The organism is Pseudomonas sp. SDO5215_S409, from assembly GCF_054071325.1.
Genome location: NZ_JBSVWN010000043.1, coordinates 1 through 19,644 on the forward strand (window position 1 = coordinate 1; position 19,644 = coordinate 19,644).

The 19,644-nt window shown below is 63.4% G+C and carries 21 protein-coding genes; 5 read left to right on the forward strand and 16 right to left on the reverse strand.

Annotated features, from left to right (window positions below; all coding sequences use genetic code 11):
* Positions 1–97: 97 nt before the first annotated feature.
* Positions 98–1,027: an electron transfer flavoprotein subunit alpha/FixB family protein gene (locus ACW9H9_RS20305; RefSeq protein WP_457344980.1), complete on the reverse strand. Its 930-nt coding sequence runs from the start codon at positions 1,025–1,027 to the stop codon at positions 98–100.
* A gap of 2 nt (positions 1,028–1,029) precedes the next feature.
* On the reverse strand, positions 1,030–1,779 hold the full coding sequence (locus tag ACW9H9_RS20310; protein WP_105697633.1) for an electron transfer flavoprotein subunit beta/FixA family protein: 750 nt from the start codon (positions 1,777–1,779) through the stop codon (positions 1,030–1,032).
* 550 nt (positions 1,780–2,329) lie between these two features.
* Here ACW9H9_RS20310 and ACW9H9_RS20315 point away from each other — a divergent pair.
* Positions 2,330–3,994, forward strand: a complete 1,665-nt coding sequence (locus ACW9H9_RS20315; RefSeq protein ID WP_457344979.1) for an electron transfer flavoprotein-ubiquinone oxidoreductase — start codon at positions 2,330–2,332, stop codon at positions 3,992–3,994.
* A 52-nt stretch (positions 3,995–4,046) separates the two neighbouring features.
* Here the strand turns inward: ACW9H9_RS20315 and ACW9H9_RS20320 are convergent, their stop codons facing one another.
* Positions 4,047–4,937, reverse strand: coding sequence for an AraC family transcriptional regulator N-terminal domain-containing protein (locus ACW9H9_RS20320; RefSeq protein WP_457344978.1), 891 nt, complete (start codon positions 4,935–4,937; stop codon positions 4,047–4,049).
* Between the two features lie 182 nt (positions 4,938–5,119).
* Between ACW9H9_RS20320 and ACW9H9_RS20325 the strand changes: the two genes are divergently transcribed.
* A complete protein-coding gene (locus ACW9H9_RS20325) occupies positions 5,120–6,172 on the forward strand; it encodes an NAD(P)-dependent alcohol dehydrogenase (protein ID WP_457344977.1) in 1,053 nt (350 codons plus the stop codon).
* Here ACW9H9_RS20325 and ACW9H9_RS20330 read toward each other — a convergent pair whose 3' ends face one another.
* The 6 genes from ACW9H9_RS20330 to ACW9H9_RS20355 all read right to left on the reverse strand — a co-directional run bounded on the left by ACW9H9_RS20330 (position 6,173) and on the right by ACW9H9_RS20355 (position 12,035).
* Positions 6,173–6,976, reverse strand: a complete 804-nt coding sequence (locus tag ACW9H9_RS20330; RefSeq protein WP_457344976.1) for an IclR family transcriptional regulator — start codon at positions 6,974–6,976, stop codon at positions 6,173–6,175. It abuts the gene before it with no gap.
* A 67-nt stretch (positions 6,977–7,043) separates the two neighbouring features.
* Positions 7,044–8,009 (reverse strand): L-arabinose ABC transporter permease AraH, encoded by a 966-nt coding sequence (gene araH / locus ACW9H9_RS20335; protein WP_457344975.1) that lies wholly within the window; start codon positions 8,007–8,009, stop codon positions 7,044–7,046.
* A 16-nt stretch (positions 8,010–8,025) separates the two neighbouring features.
* Positions 8,026–9,525, reverse strand: a complete 1,500-nt coding sequence (gene araG, locus ACW9H9_RS20340; RefSeq protein ID WP_457344982.1) for an L-arabinose ABC transporter ATP-binding protein AraG — start codon at positions 9,523–9,525, stop codon at positions 8,026–8,028.
* Positions 9,522–10,511, reverse strand: coding sequence for a substrate-binding domain-containing protein (locus ACW9H9_RS20345; protein ID WP_457344974.1), 990 nt, complete (start codon positions 10,509–10,511; stop codon positions 9,522–9,524). Before ACW9H9_RS20345 ends, araG begins: the two co-directional genes overlap by 4 nt.
* 31 nt (positions 10,512–10,542) lie before the next feature.
* On the reverse strand, positions 10,543–11,364 hold the full coding sequence (locus ACW9H9_RS20350; protein WP_457344973.1) for an SDR family oxidoreductase: 822 nt from the start codon (positions 11,362–11,364) through the stop codon (positions 10,543–10,545).
* A 191-nt stretch (positions 11,365–11,555) separates the two neighbouring features.
* Positions 11,556–12,035 carry an N-acetyltransferase family protein gene (locus ACW9H9_RS20355; RefSeq protein ID WP_457344972.1) on the reverse strand — a complete coding sequence of 160 codons (480 nt, stop codon included), beginning with the start codon at positions 12,033–12,035 and terminating at the stop codon, positions 11,556–11,558.
* A 112-nt stretch (positions 12,036–12,147) separates the two neighbouring features.
* Between ACW9H9_RS20355 and ACW9H9_RS20360 the strand changes: the two genes are divergently transcribed.
* A complete protein-coding gene (locus ACW9H9_RS20360; protein WP_457344971.1) occupies positions 12,148–12,804 on the forward strand; it encodes an HD domain-containing protein in 657 nt (218 codons plus the stop codon).
* Here the strand turns inward: ACW9H9_RS20360 and ACW9H9_RS20365 are convergent.
* Positions 12,699–13,118: a 4'-phosphopantetheinyl transferase superfamily protein gene (locus tag ACW9H9_RS20365; protein WP_457370531.1), complete on the reverse strand. Its 420-nt coding sequence runs from the start codon at positions 13,116–13,118 to the stop codon at positions 12,699–12,701. The two genes, ACW9H9_RS20360 and ACW9H9_RS20365, sit on opposite strands and share 106 nt — an antisense overlap.
* 257 nt (positions 13,119–13,375) lie before the next feature.
* Here ACW9H9_RS20365 and ACW9H9_RS20370 point away from each other — a divergent pair, with 257 nt between their 5' ends.
* Positions 13,376–13,708 (forward strand): hypothetical protein, encoded by a 333-nt coding sequence (locus ACW9H9_RS20370; protein WP_457344970.1) that lies wholly within the window; start codon positions 13,376–13,378, stop codon positions 13,706–13,708.
* A gap of 51 nt (positions 13,709–13,759) precedes the next feature.
* Positions 13,760–14,017, forward strand: a complete 258-nt coding sequence (locus ACW9H9_RS20375; protein ID WP_457344969.1) for a hypothetical protein — start codon at positions 13,760–13,762, stop codon at positions 14,015–14,017.
* A 75-nt stretch (positions 14,018–14,092) separates the two neighbouring features.
* Here ACW9H9_RS20375 and ACW9H9_RS20380 read toward each other — a convergent pair whose 3' ends face one another.
* The 6 genes from ACW9H9_RS20380 to ACW9H9_RS20405 form a co-directional block, all read right to left on the reverse strand.
* Entirely contained in the window at positions 14,093–15,019 is a 927-nt protein-coding gene (locus tag ACW9H9_RS20380) for a PfkB family carbohydrate kinase (protein ID WP_457344968.1), read from the reverse strand.
* Entirely contained in the window at positions 15,012–16,478 is a 1,467-nt protein-coding gene (locus ACW9H9_RS20385; protein ID WP_457344967.1) for a purine-cytosine permease family protein, read from the reverse strand. The genes ACW9H9_RS20380 and ACW9H9_RS20385 overlap by 8 nt, the downstream gene beginning before the upstream one ends.
* A 122-nt stretch (positions 16,479–16,600) precedes the next feature.
* Entirely contained in the window at positions 16,601–17,602 is a 1,002-nt protein-coding gene (locus tag ACW9H9_RS20390; RefSeq protein ID WP_457344966.1) for an ADP-ribosylglycohydrolase family protein, read from the reverse strand.
* The gene (locus ACW9H9_RS20395) at positions 17,599–18,312 is read right to left on the reverse strand and encodes a GntR family transcriptional regulator (RefSeq protein WP_457344965.1); all 714 of its coding nucleotides are present in this window, start codon (positions 18,310–18,312) and stop codon (positions 17,599–17,601) included. The genes ACW9H9_RS20390 and ACW9H9_RS20395 overlap by 4 nt, the downstream gene beginning before the upstream one ends.
* 70 nt (positions 18,313–18,382) lie before the next feature.
* The gene (locus ACW9H9_RS20400) at positions 18,383–18,943 is read right to left on the reverse strand and encodes a DUF1285 domain-containing protein (protein WP_457344964.1); all 561 of its coding nucleotides are present in this window, start codon (positions 18,941–18,943) and stop codon (positions 18,383–18,385) included.
* A gap of 17 nt (positions 18,944–18,960) precedes the next feature.
* Positions 18,961–19,566 (reverse strand): DUF4823 domain-containing protein, encoded by a 606-nt coding sequence (locus tag ACW9H9_RS20405; protein WP_457344963.1) that lies wholly within the window; start codon positions 19,564–19,566, stop codon positions 18,961–18,963.
* Positions 19,567–19,644: the final 78 nt, after the last annotated feature.

The following is a 19,644-nucleotide window of genomic DNA, read 5'->3' on the forward strand; positions in this document are numbered from 1 at the left end:
TTTCATGAAGATCAAGAATGACTTTCCCGGTAATCCGTGAAGAACCAAAAAAAAGCCCGGTCACAGGACCGGGCTCTTTATAAGTGAAGCCGCCGGATTAGACCAGCGTCGACAGCTCAGGTACGGCTTCGAACAGGTCGGCCACCAGGCCGTAGTCGGCCACCTGGAAGATCGGTGCTTCTTCGTCCTTGTTGATCGCGACGATCACTTTGGAGTCTTTCATACCGGCCAGGTGCTGGATCGCGCCGGAAATACCGACGGCGATGTACAGCTGTGGCGCAACGATCTTGCCGGTCTGGCCGACCTGCATGTCGTTGGGTACGAAGCCTGCATCGACGGCCGCGCGCGAAGCGCCCACCGCAGCGCCCAGCTTGTCGGCCAGGGTGTACAGGTGCTTGAAGTTGTCACCGTTCTGCATGCCACGACCGCCCGACACGACGATCTTGGCGGCGGTCAGCTCAGGACGGTCCGACTTGGCCAGCTCTTCGCCCACAAAGCTGGACGTGCCCGCGTCGTGGGCAGCGCCCACCGCTTCAACAGCCGCCGAACCGCCTTGAGCGGCGACCGGGTCGAAACCGGTGGCACGCACGGTGATCACTTTGACCGACGCCGTCGATTGCACGGTGGCAATGGCGTTACCGGCGTAGATCGGGCGCTTGAAGGTGTCAGCGCTTTCGACCGAGACGATCTCGGAGATCTGGTCAACGTCCAGCTGCGCGGCAACGCGTGGCAGGATGTTTTTGCCGTTGGAGGTGGCGGCCGCCAGGATGTGGCTGTAGCCAGCGCCCAGTTCGGCCACCAGAGGGGCCACGTTTTCCGGCAACTGGTGCGCGTAAGCGGCGTTGTCGGCCAGCAGTACTTTGCTCACGCCTGCCACATTGGCGGCGGCTTCAGCCACGGCGCCTGCGCCCTGACCTGCGACCAGCACGTGAATGTCGCCACCGATTTTTGCAGCGGCGGCCACGGTGTTCAGGGTGGCCGGGGCCAGCACCTTGTTGTCGTGTTCAGCGATTACCAAGATAGTCATGATCAGATTACCTTCGCTTCGTTTTTCAGTTTCTCGACCAGTTCAGCCACCGACTTGACCTTGATACCCGCGCTGCGTGCCGCAGGCGCTTCGACTTTGACGGTCTTGTTGGTGGAGGCCGTGGAAACGCCCAACGCGTCCGGCGTCACCGACTCGAGCGGCTTCTTCTTGGCTTTCATGATGTTTGGCAGGGACGCGTAGCGCGGCTCGTTCAAACGCAGGTCGGTGGTGACGATGGCCGGCAGTTTCAACGAAACGGTCTGTGCGCCGCCGTCGATTTCGCGGGTCACGGCAACGCTGTCGCCGCTCACTTCAACCTTGGACGCGAACGTGCCCTGGCCGTAACCGGTCAGTGCAGCCAGCATCTGGCCGGTCTGGTTGTTGTCGCTGTCGATGGCTTGCTTGCCCAGGATCACCAGCTGAGGCTGTTCCTTGTCGACAACGGCCTTGAGCAGCTTGGCCACGGCCAGCGAGGTCAGGTCTTCAGCCGACTCGACGAGAATGGCGCGGTCAGCCCCCAGTGCCAGGGCGGTACGCAGCTGCTCTTGGGCAGTGGTCGGACCGATGGACACGACGACGATTTCAGTCGCAACGCCTTTCTCTTTCAGGCGTACGGCTTCTTCTACGGCGATTTCGCAGAACGGGTTCATCGACATTTTGACGTTAGCGAGGTCGACGCCGGAATTGTCCGCCTTGACGCGAACTTTCACGTTGTAATCGACAACGCGTTTGACAGCTACAAGAACCTTCATGGATTCCTCGTTACTCTCCGGTGAAAAGAAAGTCGCCTAGGCGAACCTGGCGGTTGATGCTCATCGGCACACAAGGGCACCTCCAAAAACGCCGGTAATCGACGGCCGGGTGTCTTGCTCACGGGAATGATGACCGTTCGTCAGTCGTGACTGAGAGGTCATTCTTTATCGCGGCGTGTAAACTGCGCGCCATTGCCTGCGCACACGTCACCCTTTTTGCCTTTATCGTGCCTTTGGACGTGCTCTTGAAAGCAGCAGTCTGCCTACGGTATGCGCAAAACCGACCGTATCTTGACCGGAACGCCTATTCTGGTCAATACGGCAAAAAGGTCCGTGACATGCCGCGCTGCTTTGATTTTCCTAGCGTGCGAGCAATTCAAACAAACGTTTGTATTGGACGCTGGGAGTGGTGTAGATATAATGCGCCGCCTAGAGAGAAAGGTGGGTCCTTCCCTATTCCTTGCGGGAGATTTCTGCAAGTAAGGCCGGACTAATTACCGAACTCCACCCATTAGAAAAAAGCCGTTGAGCCTTGAGTAGGAGATAGCCTGTGGAACGCGAATACATGGAATTCGACGTGGTCATCGTCGGCGCTGGCCCGGCGGGACTGTCCGCCGCCTGCCGATTGAAGCAGAAGGCCGCCGAAGCCGGTAAGGAAATCAGCGTCTGCGTGGTCGAAAAAGGCTCCGAAGTCGGCGCACATATCCTGTCCGGTGCCGTATTCGAGCCACGGGCCCTGAACGAATTGTTCCCCGACTGGAAAGAACTCGGCGCCCCGCTCAACACCCCGGTGGTGCGCGATGACATCTATGTACTGCGTGGCGAGCAAACCTCCACCAAGGTGCCTGACTTCTTTGTGCCCAAGACCATGCACAACGAAGGCAACTACATCATTTCCCTGGGCAACCTGTGCCGCTGGCTCGCCCAGCAGGCCGAAAACCTGGGCGTGGAGATCTACCCAGGCTTTGCTGCCCAGCAAGCGCTGATCGACGAAAACGGCGTGGTGCGCGGGATCATCACCGGGGACCTGGGCGTCGACCGCGAAGGCCACCCGAAAGAGGGCCTGTACACCCCCGGCATGGAACTGCGCGGCAAGTACACCCTGTTCGCCGAAGGCTGCCGTGGCCACATCGGCAAGCAACTGATCCAGCGCTTCAACCTGGACAGCGACGCCGACGCCCAGCACTACGGCATCGGCCTCAAGGAAATCTGGGAAATCGACCCGGCCAAGCACCAACCCGGCCTGGTGGTGCACACCGCGGGCTGGCCGCTGGACATCCTGCGCGCCGAAAACACCGGTGGCTCGTTCCTCTATCACCTGGAAAACAACCAAGTGGTGGTCGGCCTGATCGTGGACCTGTCCTACCGCAACACCTTCCTGTCGCCGTTCGACGAGTTCCAGCGCCTCAAGCACCACCCGGTGCTCAAGCAGTACCTGGAAGGCGGCAAGCGCATCAGCTACGGCGCGCGCGCCATCTGCAAAGGCGGCCTGAACTCGCTGCCCAAGATGGTGTTCAAGGGTGGCGCGCTGATCGGGTGCGACCTGGGCACGCTGAACTTCGCCAAGATCAAGGGCAGCCACACCGCCATGAAGTCCGGCATGCTCGCTGCCGAGGCCGTGGCCGATCGCCTGTTCGCCGAGTCCGAAGGCGGTGACGAACTGACCGCCTACGTCGACAGCTTCAAGAACAGCTGGCTGTACGAAGAACTCTTCGCCAGCCGTAACTTCGGCCCGGCGATGCACAAGTTCGGCCCGATCCTCGGCGCAGGCTTCAACTGGCTCGACCAGAACATTCTGGGCGGCAAACTGCCGTTCACCCTGCACGACACCACGCCAGACTACGCGTGCCTCAAGCTCGCCAAAGACAGCCAGAAGATCCAGTACCCCAAACCCGACGGCAAGTTGAGTTTCGACAAGCTGAGCTCGGTGTTCCTCTCCAGCACCAACCATGAAGAAGAGCAGCCGTGCCACCTCAAGCTCAAGGACGCAAGCATCCCGATCGGCACTAACCTGCCGCTCTACGATGAACCGGCGCAGCGCTACTGCCCGGCGGGCGTGTACGAGGTGATCACCCAGGAAGACGGCGAAAAGCGCTTCCAGATCAACGCCCAGAACTGCGTGCACTGCAAGACCTGTGACATCAAGGACCCTTCGCAGAACATCACCTGGGTAACGCCCGAAGGCGCGGGCGGGCCGACCTACCCGAACATGTAAGCCGATGAAGGCCCCCGAACGGGGGCCTTTTTCATGGCGCGTGATGGCAGCCCTAGGCCGCCCGCTCCTCCCCGGGGCTGCGCTCGAAGTAACGCTTGTACTCGCGGCTGAACTGCGACGTGCTCTGATACCCCACGCTGTGCGCCGCCTGCGCCACGCCCATGCCGTCCACCAGCAGCAACTGCTGGGCCTTGAGCAAGCGCAATCGCTTCAGGTACTGCACCGGCGACAACAACGTGCAGCGCTTGAAATGCTCATGAAACGTGGACGCGCTCATGTGCGCATAGCCCGCCAGCGTCTCGATGTTCAACGGCTCGGCGTAATGGGCATGCAAGTGATGGAGCGACGTCGCCACCCGGGAAAACTGCCCCTGCTGCTCCACCAGCGCACGCAACACGTCCGCCTGTGGCCCGCGCAGTGCGGCAAACAGCAATTCACGCACCCGCGCAGGCCCCAGAATCTGGCTCTCCAGCGGGTCCTGCAGGCACTGCAACAGCCGCTCCACGCACCCGCGCATCGCGTCGTCGAGCACCACTGAGCTCATCGACTCCAGTGTTTGCGCCGCGGGCGGTGGCCCGGCCTGAATGCCCATGGCCATCACCAGTTCGCCCAGCACCACCCGGTCGATGCCCACGGTCACCCCCAGCAACGGCGCGTTGGGCCTGGCAAACGTCTCGCATTCAAAAGGCACCGGCATGGCCTGGATCAGGTAATGCCCGGCGCCGTACTCCAGCGTGCGCGGGCCCAGGTACGCCACCTTGCCGCCCTGCGCGACGATCATCAGGCTCGGCTCGTAGATCTGCGGCCCACGCGCCACATCGCAACTGGCGCGCAGCACCTGCACACCCGGCAGGTGCGTGGGGGAAAAACCGTCGGCGGGGGCCAGGGCGTCAATCAGCTCGACCATCGCGGCGTTGGCATCAAGATGACGGGTCAACAACATGGCAAAAAAACTTCGCAAAAAGGGGATGCCAGCATCATCGCAGGTCTGGCGCCAGAGGGATCCAATCCACCGGCACTCCCGGACGAATAGGCATGAGACTCGGAGCATTCGCCATGTTCGCACCGGGAGCGGGTACGCAAAATTCGCCGCCTCTGCTATTAAAGCGCTTACGAGGTTTTGCCATGTACACCGCCATCGGTTACGCCGCCCAGTCGGCCACTACTCCCCTCGCCCCCCTGTCATTCCAGCGCCGCAGCCCGCGCGCCGATGACGTGGCCATCGAGATCCTCTACTGCGGCGTCTGCCACTCCGACATCCATCAGGCCCGCAACGAATGGGGCATTGCCGTGTACCCGCTGATGCCCGGCCACGAGATCGTCGGGCGGGTCACCGAGATCGGCGCGGCGGTCACCGCCCATAAGGTGGGCGACCTGGTCGGTGTGGGTTGCATGGTCGACTCGTGCCGCCACTGCGACGCCTGCGAGGCGAACCTGGAGCAATATTGCCTGCAGGGCCCGACCATGACCTACGCCACCCCCGACCGTGTAGACGGCAGCAACACCATGGGCGGCTACTCCGACAGCATCGTGGTCAGCGAACATTTCGTGGTGAAAATCCCCGCCGCCCTGGACCCGGCCAGCGCCGCGCCCATTTTGTGCGCGGGCATCACCACCTACTCGCCGCTCAAGCACTACGGCGTCAAGCCCGGTGACAAGGTCGGCGTACTGGGCATGGGCGGCCTGGGGCACATGGGCATCAAGTTCGCCAAGGCCATGGGCGCTGAAGTCACGCTGTTCACCCGCTCGGCCAGCAAGGCCGAAGAAGGCCGCCGCCAGGGCGCCGACCGGGTGATCGTGTCCACCGATGCCGAACAGATGGCCGCCGCGGCCGGGTATTTCGACTTCCTGCTGGACACCATCCCGGTCCAGCACGATTTGAACCCCTACCTGGACACCCTGCGCTTTGACGGCGTGCATATCCTGGTGGGCCTGATCGAGCCGGTAGACCCGCCCGTCAACGCCACCAAGCTGGTGATGGGCCGCAAAGTGCTGGCCGGCTCGTTGATCGGCGGCATTGCCGAAACCCAGGAAGTCCTGGATTTCTGCGCCGAACACGCCATCACCTGCGACATCGAAATGCTCGACATCCGCCACATCAACGAAGCCTACAGCCGCATGATCGCGGGCGACGTGAAGTACCGCTTCGTGATCGACATGGCCACCCTCAAGGCCTGATCAGCCTTTGGCGCCCAACTCCGCAGACAGCCGGGCGGTGACCTGTTTGATCACGGGAATCAGCTCGGCCATTTTCGCAAGCGGCATGTAGGGCACGGTGCTGGCGATGCTGATACCGGCGACAATGCGCCGACTGGCATCGCGCACCGGGGCCGCCACGCAACGGATCGACGGTTCGTTGTCTTCCAGGTCGAACGCATAACCGCCCGCGACGTATTCCTGCATGCGCTGCTCGAACTGCGCCCAGGACTGCTCGGTGTGCTGCGGCCATTGCGGGTTTTTCCCGCCCGCCGGCAGGCTCACCTCATACAGGCGTTGCCACTCTTGCGGCGTGTCATCGAGCAGCAAGGCCTTGCCGATTCCCGTGCGCGCCAGCGGCATACGGTGGCCGACCCGCGAGCGCATTTCTGGGCCGTTTCGCCCCGGGTTCTTGTGCAGGTACAGCACCTCGTCGTATTCGCGAATGGCCAGGTGCACGGTGTCGCCGGTCAGGGCCGACAACTCGTCCAGGTACGGCATGGCCAGGCTCACCAACGGCAACTCTTCACGCGCCTGGAACCCCAGCTCGATCAGCTTGGGCCCCAGCAGGTAACCCACTTGCGGCACTACGCGCAGGTAACGCTCGTCCACCAGGCAACTGGCCAGGCGGTGCGTGGTGCTGCGGGTGGTGCCGATGCGCCGGGCGATTTCCTTGAGGTCCCGCGCGCCAGCGGCCACGGCGTGCACCACGCCCAGGCCACGCAGCAGGGTCTGGGTGCCGGTGGGGGCGGCGTCTTTGGCGGGGTTCGCAACGTTTTCCTGCATATCGGGCCTATTGGGAGGTACGAAAACCGCGGCATTATGGCGCATACCGCCTGCCGGCACACACCGCTCAGCGTTGTTTCAGGCGGTCGATGATCACTGCCAGCAGCAGGATCGAGCCGCGAATCACGTACTGGTAGAAGGTGTCGATGTTTTTCAGGTTCATCGCGTTTTCGATGATCGCCAAAATCAGCACCCCGGCGATCACATGCCGGATCATCCCGATCCCGCCACTGAGCGACACCCCGCCCAGCACGCACGCCGAGATCACCGTCAACTCGAACCCTTGCCCGATCATCGGCTGGCCCGACGTCATCCGCGAGGCCAGGATCACCCCGGCCAGCGCCCCGATCACCCCGTGCACGGCAAAAATGATGATCTTGGTGCGGTCCACATTCACCCCGGCCAGCAGCGCGGCTTCCGGGTTGCCGCCAATGGCCATGGTGTTGCGCCCGTACGTCGTGTAGTTCAGCAGCCAGCCAAAAAACACAAAGCACAGCACGGTGATGACAATCGGCACCGGTACGCCAAACAGCTGGCCGTTGCCAAACACAAAAAAACCTTCGTCCATCACGCCCACGGCCTTGCCGTTGGAAAAGATGTACGCCAGCCCCCGCACGATCTGCATGGTCGCCAGCGTGGTGATCAACGCATTGATGCGCAACTTGGCGATCACGATGCCGTTGATCAACCCCACCACCAGCCCCATGGCCAGCGCCGCCGCCACGCCGAATACCACGCTGTCGGTGTCGCGGATCACAATGCCCGCCACCACCCCGGAACAGGCGATCACCGAGCCCACCGACAGGTCGAAATGCCCCGACGCCAGGCAGAACAGCATGGTGCACGCCGCAATGCCCACGGTGGAAATCGCCAGGCCCAGGCCACGCATGTTCAGCGGCGAGAGGAAGTTGTCGATAAACACGGCGCTCAGCACAAAGATGCCCAAGGCCGCCAGCAGCATCACCCAGTCGTCGAGAAACCTGCGTGCGTTGAACCCCGGCCAGACGCTTCTCGCGGTTTTTACCTGTGACATACCCACCTCGTTGTATTCAGTCCCGCAAACGCGGGAGCGCCAATTGCAACAGCCGCGCTTCGTCGGCCTGCTCACGGGTCAATTCGCCGGTCAGGGCGCCCTCGCTCATCACCAGGATGCGGTCGCTGATGCCCATCACTTCCATCAGGTCGCTGGACACCACAATCACCGCGATGCCGCTGGCAGCCAGGGTGTGGATGATCTGGTAGATCTCGGACTTGGCCCCGATGTCGATGCCACGGGTCGGCTCGTCCAGCAGCAGCACTTTCATGGGCATCGACAGCCAGCGCCCCAGAATCGCCTTTTGCTGGTTGCCGCCCGACAAGAACAGAATCGGCTGCTGCGGCGACGGTGTGCGGATGTTCAACGCGCTGATCTGGCGCCGGGCGTTGGCCCGCTCCCAGCCGCCCTGGATCAGCCAGCCAAACCGCGCATGCTCGCGGCGCGCGCTGATGTTGATGTTCTCTGCCACGCTGGCGCGGGGCACGATGCCTTCTTTCTTGCGGTCCTCGGGGCACAGCAACACACCCGCCGCGATGGCATCGCGCGGCGACTTGAACGCCTGCGTTTGCCCGTGCAACACCAGCGTCCCCTGGGTGCTGCGCGACAGCCCGGCCAACAGGCGCAACAGCTCCGTGCGCCCGGCCCCCACCAGCCCGAACAACCCAAGAATCTCGCCCTTGTTCACCGCAAGGCTCACCGGTTCCTGCAACCCCGGCCCGAGCAAACCCTCGACGCGCAAAGCTTGCCCCTGGTGCTCGCGCGGGCGGTAGTTGTAGATGTCCTGGATGTCGCGCCCAACCATGCAACTCACCAATTGATCGACGCTCAACTGGGCCATGTCCTCGAACGTACGCACGTAGCGCCCGTCCTTGAACACCGTGACCGCATCACAAATGCGAAACACCTCTTCCATGCGATGGGACACGTACAAAATCACCCGGCCCTCGTCCCGCAACCGGGCGATGATCACCATCAGCCGCTCGATCTCCCGCGCCGACAGGCTGCTGGTGGGCTCGTCAAAGGCGATCACATGGGCATTGCGCGACATGGCCTTGGCGATTTCCACCAGTTGGCGCTGGCCCAGGGACAGGCTGCCCAGGCGCGCCGAGGGGTCGATTTCGTCCGCCAGGCCCTTGAGCAAGTCCCGCGCCTTGCGCAGCATCGCGCCCCGGTTGACCACGCCCCACCGTGTGGGCATGTGCCCCAGCAGCAGGTTTTCGGCGACGGTCATCTCCGGTACCAGTTGCAGTTCCTGGTGGATCACCGCAATGCCGCTGGCGATGCTGTCGGCCGCCGACTTGAAGCTCACCGGCTGCTCGCCCAAGTGCAGGCTGCCGCTGTTGGGCGGGTAAAACCCGCCGAGGATCTTTAGCAGCGTGGACTTGCCCGCGCCGTTCTCGCCCATCAGCGCATGCACCGAGGCGGGCCGCGCTTCAAAGCTGATCTGCGCCAGCGCCTTTACGCCGGGGAACTCCTTGCCGATACCGTTGAAACGCAGGGCCGCGCCGTTCATTTCCACAGGCCGATCTTGCTCAACTCGTCCTTGAAGTTGGCGCGGGTGATCAACGTGACATTGTCCAGTGCGGTGAACTTGGCAGGCTCGGTGCCGTGGGTCACCCACTCATACATCGCCGTGGCGGTCTTGTAGCCGGACGCGTCGGGGCTCAGCAGCATGGAGCCGTAAAAGCCGGTGTCCGCCTTTTTAAGCTCTTCGATGGCGTCAGTGCCATTGATGCCCACGCCGATCACGTTGGCGGCCTTGAAGCCTGCGCTTTCGGTGGCGCGCACGCCGCCCAGCACGGTGCTGTCGTTCATGCCGCCGATGATCAGGTTTTTCGCGCCGCCGGGCAGTTTCACCAGGGCCGAGTTGGTGGAGTCCATGGCCCCCGGCACGTCGAGGGTTTTCTGGGCGTTGAACAGGATATGGTCGGCGGGCAGGCCGGCGGCCTTGAGCCCTTCGACCGAACCGTCGGTGCGTTTCTTGCCGGTTTCCAGCTCGTCGAAGGTGTTGATGACCGCGTAGGTTTCTTTCCAGTCCCAGCCGCGTTTTTTCGCTTCGGCGGCCATCGCCTCGCCTTGCTTCTGGCCGATCTTGTAGGCGTCCAGGCCTACGTAAGGCACGTCTTCCATGGGCTTGCCCTTGGCATCGACGAAGCGGTCGTCCACGGCCAGCACTTTGAGGTTATTGAGCTTGGCCTTGGCCATGATCGCCGGGCCCAGGGACACGTCCGGCGGGCAAATCACAAAGCCCTTGGCGCCGTTGGCGGCCAGGGTGTCGATGGCCGAGAGGGTTTTTTCGCCGTCGGGCACGGCGATCTTGATCACGGTGAAGCCATGGTCCTTGCCGGCTTTTTCGGCAAACGCCCATTCGGTCTGGAACCACGGCTCTTCAGCCTGTTTCACCAGAAACCCGATCTTCACGTCTTCGGCCGAGGCCAGGGTGCTAAGGCTGCCCAGAGCGGCGGCGGCAACCAGGGTACGCAGGGTCTTGTTGAACATAAACCACCTCTTGTTATGGAGCGTTATAGGTTTAGTCGTGGTACATCACCGAGCGCCCGCCATCGATCATCAGGCAGGTGGCATTGATGAAGGGCGCCTCGTCGGTCGCCAAAAACAGCGCGGTCATCGCCACCTCCACAGGCTGGCCGATGCGCTTGGGCGGGTGCAGGTCGAACGCGCGCTGGCGCTCGGCGTGGGGGTCGGGGAAGCCGTTCCAGTAATCGACGTTGAGCTGGGTTTCGATATAACCCGGGGCGATGGCGTTGACGCGAACGCCCTTGGGCGCGTACTCGATGCCCAGCGCGCGGGTGAGGCCCAGCAGGCCGTGCTTGGCCACCGGGTACGGAAAGCAGCCGGGAATGATGTGGCTGGAATGGGTGGACGCAATGTTGATGATGTTGCCGATGCCCTGCTCGATCATGTGCGGGAGCACCGCGCGGCAGCCGTACCAGGCGCCGTCCAGGTCGATGGCAAAGCAGCGGCGCCAGTCTTCCTCGGTCATTTGCAGCGGGTCGCGGAACACATTGACGCCCGCGCAGTTGACCAGCACATCCACCCGGCCAAAGCGCTCAATGGCCACGTCCACCAGGCTGCGCCACTGGTCCTGCGAGGTGATGTCGACCGCTTGCGCGTAAACCTCGGCGCCGCGTTCACGCCAGTGGGCGGCGACGTGCTCGACCTTCTCGGCCTGGATATCGCCGATCACCAACCGCGCCTGCTGGGCCTGGAAGCAGGCGACGATCGCCTCGCCAATCCCCTGCGCCGCGCCGGTGATGACCACCACTTTGTTCTTTAGCCGCTCGCCGTACGTTGGCTCGGGCACCGCAGGTAAAGACAACGGTTGTGCCTGCATCGCGTCACCTGTTTTATTTTTGGTAGTGAAAGCCGATGCAGGCGACTATAAACCCAGACCTTGAAATATCTCAATATATAAATTTGCATCCCATATTTTGAGAGAAGATGTAAAAAACCCGACAACCGTGCCGGGCCTTAAAGGAGTTCACACCGCCAGAAAATAGGTGAGCGGGCGGGCCCGCGATGACCTCAACCCTGAGCGAACTCGCGCAGGGCGTCCCCTTCCATGCGGTAGCGCACCCACTCTTCCTGAGGCTGGGCGCCGATGGATTTGTAGAAGGCAATCGCCGGTTCGTTCCAGTCCAGCACGCTCCACTCGAAACGCCCGCAACCGTTGTCGCAGGCGATCCGGGCCAGGTGGCGCAGCAACTTCTTGCCCGCCCCGCCACCCCGTTGCTCGGGGTTGATATACAGGTCTTCGAGGTACAGGCAATTGCTGCCCAGCCAGGTGGAATAGCTGAAGAAAAACACCGCGAACCCGATGGGCAACCCGTCACGCAGGCAGATCAGGCCGTGGGCGGTGGCACCCTCACTGAACAGGCTGCGTTCGATGTCGGCGACGCTGGCGATCACTTCGTGGCGGGCTTTCTCGTAGTCGGCCAGTTCGGTGATAAACGTCAGGATCTGCGCAGCATCGCTGGGCACGGCGGGGCGAATCTCGATGGTCATGAGCGGGCCTTGTGATGACGCAAAGCGCACATACTAAGAGGGTTTGATAAACGATTGCAGTGCAATTTCTTTCACGGATATCTTAGGCGGCTTTCACCCATTGAGAATATTCATGTCTTTCGCTCCCTTGTCCGACCTCGCCGCCACGCTTATGCCTTACGCCCTCGAGCCTTCGGAGGACGGCGCCCACGACCTGTCCCACCTGCAGCGGGTATGGCACAACGCGCGACTGATCCAGGCCGAGGAAGGCGGCGATCTCGAAGTGCTACTGGCCGCCGTGTTGCTGCATGACTGCGTGGCGGTGGAGAAGAACTCGCCTCTGCGCTCCAAGGCCTCGGTGCTGGCGGCGGCAAAGGCCGGGCAAATCCTGCAGGAACTGAACTGGGCAACGGCGCGAATCGGCGCGATTACCCACGCGATCGAAACGCACAGCTTTTCGGCAGGCCTCGTGCCCACCTCGCTGGAAGCCAGGATCATACAGGACGCCGACCGCCTCGACTCCTTGGGCCTGCTGGGCGTGGTGCGTACGTTCTACACAGCGGGGCGCATGCGCAGCGCGCTCTACGACCCGGCAGACCCGCTGGCCCAGCACCGCGAACTCGACGACAAGCGCTTCGCCCTGGACCACTTCCAGGCCAAGCTGCTGCACCTGGCCCAAGGTTTTCAGACGCCGACGGGCCAGCATCTGGCGCAGGTCCGCCACGAGCGCCTGAAGGACTTCATGGACACGTTCGTCGACGAAATCGGCGGGCTGGGCGAAACCGCCTGACCCATCAACCCGCAGGGTGCTGGCAAGGCCAATGCCCCCACCCATCCGCCGGGCAAGACCAGTTCAAATACGTGACAGGCTGGCGCGGCCTCGTCCGACCACTCCGCAAGCCCTATCCCCGCACATTTAAGCCGTGCTTCACGCCCGCACCAGGCCTGTGCGAACAGCGCCGCGCGATGCGCCTGGGGAGCGGCATTCACTTGGGCAGCCACGCCAGGCCCCAGGTAATCCAGCGCCACTGCCTGCCAGTCTGGGATCTGTTGCAGGGCCATCACGTCAACCCCGACCGGGCCATGCAGGTTCACCGCCGCCACGCAAAAACCGGCCTCATGGCTGATGGACAACCCCGGTGCCGGGTAGCCCGCCAGCCACAGGCGTGCCCGGGCAAGAGACGCGCCCCGCCAAAGGCCTGCCAGCTGTACGGCACTTGAACAAAGCCGAGCGCCTTGACCGTTGGTCGCAACACAAAAACTTACACGTCACCTTCGACCGTTCGTCGTTGCCCCGGCACCAACCGCAAACAGGGGCGGACCAATATCAGGTACGGACTTTAATCATAAGGAGACACCTCATGAAAACTTCCAAGCTTGCCGCCCTCGCCCTCACCGGCCTGCTGTCTGCGGCCTCCCTCAGCGCCTTTGCGGCCACCAGTTCCACCGGCAAGACCGACCCCATCGGCAGCCCGCCCAACCCGGCCACCGAAGAATCCAAAGGCTCCATGGGCACCGGCATGGACACCAATGGCGGCGCCCTCATCGACAACAGCAAAGACCCGCGCACCCAAGGCAACGACACCAACCGCGGTGGCGGCGCCGTGCCGAACGGCAAGATGGGCCCTGGCGCCATCAAGACCCCAGGCGATGACTCCAACATCCCGGGCGCGCCCAAGCAGCCCGCGCCGTAAGCCACTGGCAGACGCACACCCACCCGATCATTTCCCCATGAAGAGGTACGCATGAACGTCGACAAGAACCTGGAAAAAGAAGTCCTCACCCGCCTGTTGCATGCCCACCCCAGCGGCTTGGGCAAGGAGGTGCTGGACAACTATCGGGGTGAAAAAGTGGTGGTCAGCGCCCTGGCTGGCTTGCAGGAACGGGGCTTGATTCAGAACGGCCACGTCACCTGCAACGATGCGGGCGAACACGCGCTCAACCTGCCGATCAAACTGACAGCTTCGGGCGTGGACGCGGCGCGCAGGCTGGACAGCGAGTAAGGCGTCGACGCGCGGGTTTCAAGCGCAAAAAAAACCCTGAGGGCGCCTGCTCCCTCAGGGTTTTTCATGCATTGGTCAGCGCTCGCTGGTGTGCAACAGGGCGTCCACTTCTGCGGTGCCGGGCGAGGTGGCCGGGCCCCAACGGGTGACCGCCAAGGCGGCCGCAGCATTTGCCCGTCGCGCGGCGGCGAGCACGGGCAGGCCGCCCGCCAACGCGGCGATGAACACACCGGCATGGGCATCGCCCGCACCGTTGCTGTCCACCGCCTGCACCTTGAAGCCTGGCACGTGCTCGACCTGCCCGTGCTGGCTCACCCAGCAGCCGTTGGGGCCGTCGCGCACCACCATCAACGCCTCGGCGGGCAGGTGGGCGCGCAGCGACGGCAAGGCGCTGGCCAGTGTGCTCGCCCCGGTGAACGCCAGGGTTTCCGGGCCGTTGCTGGTCCAGATGTCGATGCGCGGCAGCAAGGCTTGCATCAAGGCCGAGTCCGGCGCCTTTACCAGCGGGCCCGGGTCGAACACCACGCTGATCGCCCGTGGCAACGCCAATAACCAGTCGATCAACGGCTGGGCCTTGCCCTCCAGGAGCAGGCTGTAGCCGCTGACATACACATAGTCGTCGCCACGTGGCGCGCTGTTGGCCAGGTCCTGGGCGCCCAACTCGCCTTCGGCGCCCAGGTGGGAAATAAACGTGCGCTCGGTGCTGGCTTCGGTCAGCGACACGCACAGGCCGGTGTCCTTGCCTGCGCTGGCGGCCAGCGCCATTTCAATGCCCTCGGCCTGCATGGCCGCGCGGGCCAGGTCGCCAAAACGCCCAGTGCCATGTCGCCCCAGATACACCACCGGCAATCCGTTGCGCCGGGCGGCGGCCATCACATTAAAGCCGCCACCGGCCTCAAAGCTCGCAGATCGCGCCAGCACGTCGCCGCCGCTCGCGGGCAGGGTGTCCAGGGCCATGACCAGGTCAACGATGACCTGGCCGGTGTGCAGCAATCTAGACATGAGCACGCTCGACCAACGCCGGGCGACGGTCGGTCGCGCCACCCAGCAGTGCATAAAGGCCGCCGCCCACCACAAAGGTGACGATCCAGCCCAGGCCGTTATGGCCCAGCCAGGAATCGGACAGCGGCCCGGCAAACCAGATGTTGTCGGCGGTGGTGCCAATGGTGGTGAAACTGAATCCCAGCGCGATCGCAACCGCCCATGCGCCGAACGCCCGCCATTCCACCCCGCCGCGATACCAATAAGCGCTGGCTGGGCTCACGTCCAGGAGGTCGGTGGGGCTGTAGTAATGGCGATGGATCAGGTCGACCACAAAGATGCCGACCCACGCGGTGATCGGCACCGCCAGCAGGGAGATAAAGGTGATGAACGGCCCGTAGAAACTGTCGGCGATCAGCATGAAATAAATGGAACCGGCGAAGATCGCGACGATGTCGACGATCACCGCGTGCACGCGCTTGACCTTGAGGCCCAGGGTCAAGGTGGTGAGGCCTGCCGAGTACACCGACAGGTTGTTGGACAACAGCAGCCCGCCAAATGCGGTGATCAGGTACGGCACGGCCATCCAGGTGGGCAGCATGTCGCGGATCGCGATGATCGGGTCGGTGGCCGAGGCCAGGTCATGGTTGCCCACCGACAACAGGCCGCCCAGGGTAATCAACAGCACCAGCGGAATGCCTGCGCCAAACGCGGCCGACGCCACCAACCGTGCGGCCTTGACGCTGCGATGCTGGTAACGGGACATGTCGGCACCGGCGTTGGCCCAACCGATCCCCGTGCCAGCAGCCATGGTGCCAACGCCGATGATCATCGCGCTCAGCGGCGCCGGGGTGGCGTTGAACACGGCGCTCCAGTCGATGGTGGCACACAGAAAACCGCCCACCAGGATGTTCAGCGCGCCGAACACGTAGGTGGCCCACTTCTGGATCACCAGCAACGTGGCATGGCCCAGGCCCGACACAGACAAGGTCAGCAATACAAAAATGCCGATGAACAGCAGGGTCAACAGCGGCGCGCTTTTGGCCTCTACCGGCGAGTTGAACAGGATCGAGCACAGCGACAACAGTACGAAAGCGGCCGTGGTGGTGTTGACGGTTTCCCAGCCCAGGCGGGACATCAGCGACACCAGCGTAGGACCGATATTGCCGCGCACGCCGAAAATCGCCCGTGACAGGGTCAGGCTCGGCGCACGGCCACGACGGCCTGCGATGGAGATGATCCCCACCACGGCGAACGAACCGGCCGCGCCCAAGATAGCGACGATAATCGCCTGCCAAATGGCCAGGCCGCGAAACGCCACCAGGGTCGCGCCCAGCGGCAAGCCGAGGATGCTGATGTTGGCGGCGAACCACACCCAGAACAGTTGCAGCGGGTGGCCGTTACACTCGGCCTCCGGGACGGGTTCGATGCCGCGTGTTTCCAATTGCCCGGCGCTTTGGCCGGAAGAAGTCGTACTCATGGGGTGTGCTCCTGACGCTTGTTTTTCTTGTGGGAGTGGCAGTCGACGCTAGGTCCTCCTGACCCAATCAAGATCCTGTGGGAGCGGGCCTGACGCCCCTCCCACATTTTTTTGGGTGGCCTTCAGCGCAACCTGAGCAGGCCCTCGACCAGCGGCTGCAAGTCGAGCCCGTTGACCTGTTTGACCTGCTCGATCAGCGTCGTTGGCCAGCACGCCAGCCCCAGGCACGCGCCGAGCATTGCGCCCAGGATCGCGGCGATGGTGTCGGTGTCGCCGCCCAGGCTCGCGGCCAGGCACACGGCTTCAAACGCGTCCATCTCCTCCACGGCCACTTGTTGCGCCAGGGCGAACGACACCACCACCGATTCCTGGGACGCCACCGAGGTGCCGATCAACTCGTAAAGCAACTCGGCGAACAGCGCCTTGTCGCCACTGGCCACGCTCAACGTGCGCGCCCAACTGATGCGCGTGGCAATGCGCCCGCCCGCCACCCAGTGCCCGTGGCCTTCGGCCTGTTGTGCCACCTGTACGCCCAGGTTCAGCGCCTCGCCCAGGTCGGCGCCGTTGATACCGGCGGAAATCACCGCCGCCACGGCCGCGGCGCTGGAGATGCCCAGGCTGGTGTTGTGGGTCACCTGGCAAGCCTGGATCACCGCCTGAAGAAAGCGCGCCGGGTCGCTCACATCCGCGGCAATGCCCACCGGCGTAATGCGCATGGCCGCGCCATTGGTGGTGCCGTAGCGCCCGGATTCCTCGGGGGTGTGACCGGCCAGGATCAGGTCGATGGCGCGTTTGGTCGAAGGGCCCAGCAGGTCCTGGGACCCCTTGGCGCGCATCGCCGCTTCCCAGTCGATCAGGCGCTGGGCCAGCACCTTGGGTTCGATGTGGCCGTGGCCGTCCACCAATAACTGGCCCACCAGGATCGCCTGTTCGGTGTCATCGGTAATCGAGCCCTTGGGCATGCCTGGCGCAATGGGTTGGTCGGCACCGGCGTCGTGCAAGGTGGTGATCGAGCCAAAACGCGCACGCACCTGTTCGCGACTCAGCGATTGGGTGGGCATGCCGAGCGCATCGCCCAGGGCCAGGCCATAGAAGGCGCCGAGGGCGCGGGTGTGGGCGGTCATGTCGGCGTTCCAAATTGAAGGTGCAGGCGAAAGTGCACAGGGTCGAGCAGGCTTTCGACGTGCTCCATGAAGCGGTCCTGCCGGTCGTAGGTGGTGCGTTGGGCCTTGAGAAACACCGTGCCGACCGGACGGCCGAGCAAGGCGGCGTCGGCTTCGTTCAAGGGTTCGGCGCCGATCCACTGATCGCCGGTGGCGCCCACGTAGCCGTAGGCCGCCAGCGTAATGGTCAGGGAGTTATCGATCAGGCCGACCTCGGGCAGGCTTTCCAGGCCTCCGGAAGCGGGCATCAGCGAGCGCTCCAGCGACACGGCAACGCCGTCCGGCAGGCGACGCAGGCGGTCGAGGGTGATGAACTGGTCGCTGCCGTAGCGGCTGAGCAGGTCCGGCCGGGTGATGGCCTGCAGGCACAGGACCTCGGTACTCACCCGGGCACCGCTGTCGGCCAGGGCCTGGGCCCAACCGCTGCGCTGGTCGAGCACCATGCCGTCAAACGTGACGATGGAGCCCACCCCGCTCTGGGTCGCGATGTAGCTGCGCCGCTTGAGTTCGGCCAGGGCTTCACGCAGCGTGCCGCGGCTCACGGCAAACTCTTCGGCCAGTTGGTGCTCGCCCGGCAACAGGAAGCCGTCGGCCATTTCTCCACCTTCGATACGGCGGATCATTTCGTCGACGACGCGTTTTTTCTTATCAAATCGGACATGTTTAATCATGTACAAATTGATAATCGAAGGCTGTCGTTACAGCAAGCGAATTATTCGGTTTGTGTAAGGGAAAGCCGGGTCAGGGTTCAAGGCCGATAGGGAAAAACACCCCGGCGCTCCACACGCCGAGCCACGTTTGACCGTCGATCGGATGGCTCACCGCCAACTCGACCAGTTGGTAAAAAACGTTGCGGTGCACCAGGGCTTCCAGGTTGTTGCGCACCAACAGGTAAGGCGCGGGCTCCTGGGTAAGCGGGTCGATGTGCACCCGCAACGCGTGGGCCGGGCCGGCCTCGACCTGTTCATCCACCTGGGTGGTGAAGCGCAGGACCTGGCTTGTGCCCTGCCCTTGCACCTCCAGCATCACGGCCACGAACGGGGCGTCATCAACGATGATCCCGACTTTTTCCACCGGCGTGATCAGAAAATAATCATCGCCGTCGCGGCGCAGGATGTTGGAGAACAGCTTGACCATGGGTTTGCGACCAATCGGCGTGCCTTGGTAATACCAGGTGCCGTCGCGGGCGATGCGCATGTCGATGTCGCCGCAAAAGTCCGGGTTCCACAGGTGCACCGGGGCCGGTCCCTTGCCTTTGGGCAGTTGCGCCAGCAGGTCGCCTGCCTTGGCCGAATCGCTCATGCGGCTCTCCTTTTCACTCACTGATCGCTCATGCCCAGCAGGCCCCGCGCGTATTGCGCCAAGGGCTTGGCGATCAGGTCTTCAGGTTTGGTGTCGTGGAAGGTCAGTAAACCGCCACGGCTGCGAATGCGTGCAGTATCGATCAAATACTGGGTGCTGGTTTCGATCAGCATGATCTGAATCACGCCGCTGTCCACCCCCAGGCGGTCCACGGCTTGTTGGTCGGCCCACTCGTCGGCGTTGCCGATGCGGTCGTCTGCCTTGGCAAACCGGCAGTACAGCAAGTAATGCGCCCCGGCGGCCCGCGCTTCGGCCATGGCTTGTTCCAGGCCTTCGGGCGCACGGGCGCGGCGGACCATGGGGAAGTATTCGACAAACCCGTTGAAGGCTTCTTCGGCCACCACGTTGGGCCGTGGGTAAGCGCTGCCGGGCGGGGTGAACGCGCCCTGGGCAATGTAGACGAAGGAGTCCGGCTGTATGCGAATAGACGCGGTGCGACGGGTATCGCTGTGGTCCAGCAACCCGGCATCGCTCATTTGATAGCGGGTGCCTTCGGCCATATCGCTGACGGTCATGCAGCCACCCAGCGCCAACGACGCCAGCACCAACACCAGACTACGCATCCTGTTCCTCCCGAGGCCGGTGACGGAAAACCGGCGAATGGCCACGAGATGCAGGTTCTGCGCCAGTTCGCCAGCGTG

Excerpts from the sequence above, each read along its gene's own strand:
- araH (WP_457344975.1), bottom strand. The coding sequence starts at position 8,009 with ATGTCACAGGTAAAAACCGCGAGAAGCGTCTGGCCGGGGTTCAACGCA.
- ACW9H9_RS20395 (WP_457344965.1), bottom strand. The coding sequence starts at position 18,312 with ATGATTAAACATGTCCGATTTGATAAGAAAAAACGCGTCGTCGACGAA.
- araG (WP_457344982.1), bottom strand. The coding sequence starts at position 9,525 with ATGAACGGCGCGGCCCTGCGTTTCAACGGTATCGGCAAGGAGTTCCCC.
- ACW9H9_RS20320 (WP_457344978.1), bottom strand. The coding sequence starts at position 4,937 with ATGTTGTTGACCCGTCATCTTGATGCCAACGCCGCGATGGTCGAGCTG.
- ACW9H9_RS20355 (WP_457344972.1), bottom strand. The coding sequence starts at position 12,035 with ATGACCATCGAGATTCGCCCCGCCGTGCCCAGCGATGCTGCGCAGATC.
- ACW9H9_RS20360 (WP_457344971.1), top strand. The coding sequence starts at position 12,148 with ATGTCTTTCGCTCCCTTGTCCGACCTCGCCGCCACGCTTATGCCTTAC.
- ACW9H9_RS20345 (WP_457344974.1), bottom strand. The coding sequence starts at position 10,511 with ATGTTCAACAAGACCCTGCGTACCCTGGTTGCCGCCGCCGCTCTGGGC.
- ACW9H9_RS20390 (WP_457344966.1), bottom strand. The coding sequence starts at position 17,602 with ATGACCGCCCACACCCGCGCCCTCGGCGCCTTCTATGGCCTGGCCCTG.
- ACW9H9_RS20380 (WP_457344968.1), bottom strand. The coding sequence starts at position 15,019 with ATGTCTAGATTGCTGCACACCGGCCAGGTCATCGTTGACCTGGTCATG.
- ACW9H9_RS20305 (WP_457344980.1), bottom strand. The coding sequence starts at position 1,027 with ATGACTATCTTGGTAATCGCTGAACACGACAACAAGGTGCTGGCCCCG.
- ACW9H9_RS20370 (WP_457344970.1), top strand. The coding sequence starts at position 13,376 with ATGAAAACTTCCAAGCTTGCCGCCCTCGCCCTCACCGGCCTGCTGTCT.
- ACW9H9_RS20405 (WP_457344963.1), bottom strand. The coding sequence starts at position 19,566 with ATGCGTAGTCTGGTGTTGGTGCTGGCGTCGTTGGCGCTGGGTGGCTGC.
- ACW9H9_RS20400 (WP_457344964.1), bottom strand. The coding sequence starts at position 18,943 with ATGAGCGATTCGGCCAAGGCAGGCGACCTGCTGGCGCAACTGCCCAAA.
- ACW9H9_RS20325 (WP_457344977.1), top strand. The coding sequence starts at position 5,120 with ATGTACACCGCCATCGGTTACGCCGCCCAGTCGGCCACTACTCCCCTC.
- ACW9H9_RS20375 (WP_457344969.1), top strand. The coding sequence starts at position 13,760 with ATGAACGTCGACAAGAACCTGGAAAAAGAAGTCCTCACCCGCCTGTTG.
- ACW9H9_RS20330 (WP_457344976.1), bottom strand. The coding sequence starts at position 6,976 with ATGCAGGAAAACGTTGCGAACCCCGCCAAAGACGCCGCCCCCACCGGC.
- ACW9H9_RS20350 (WP_457344973.1), bottom strand. The coding sequence starts at position 11,364 with ATGCAGGCACAACCGTTGTCTTTACCTGCGGTGCCCGAGCCAACGTAC.
- ACW9H9_RS20310 (WP_105697633.1), bottom strand. The coding sequence starts at position 1,779 with ATGAAGGTTCTTGTAGCTGTCAAACGCGTTGTCGATTACAACGTGAAA.
- ACW9H9_RS20385 (WP_457344967.1), bottom strand. The coding sequence starts at position 16,478 with ATGAGTACGACTTCTTCCGGCCAAAGCGCCGGGCAATTGGAAACACGC.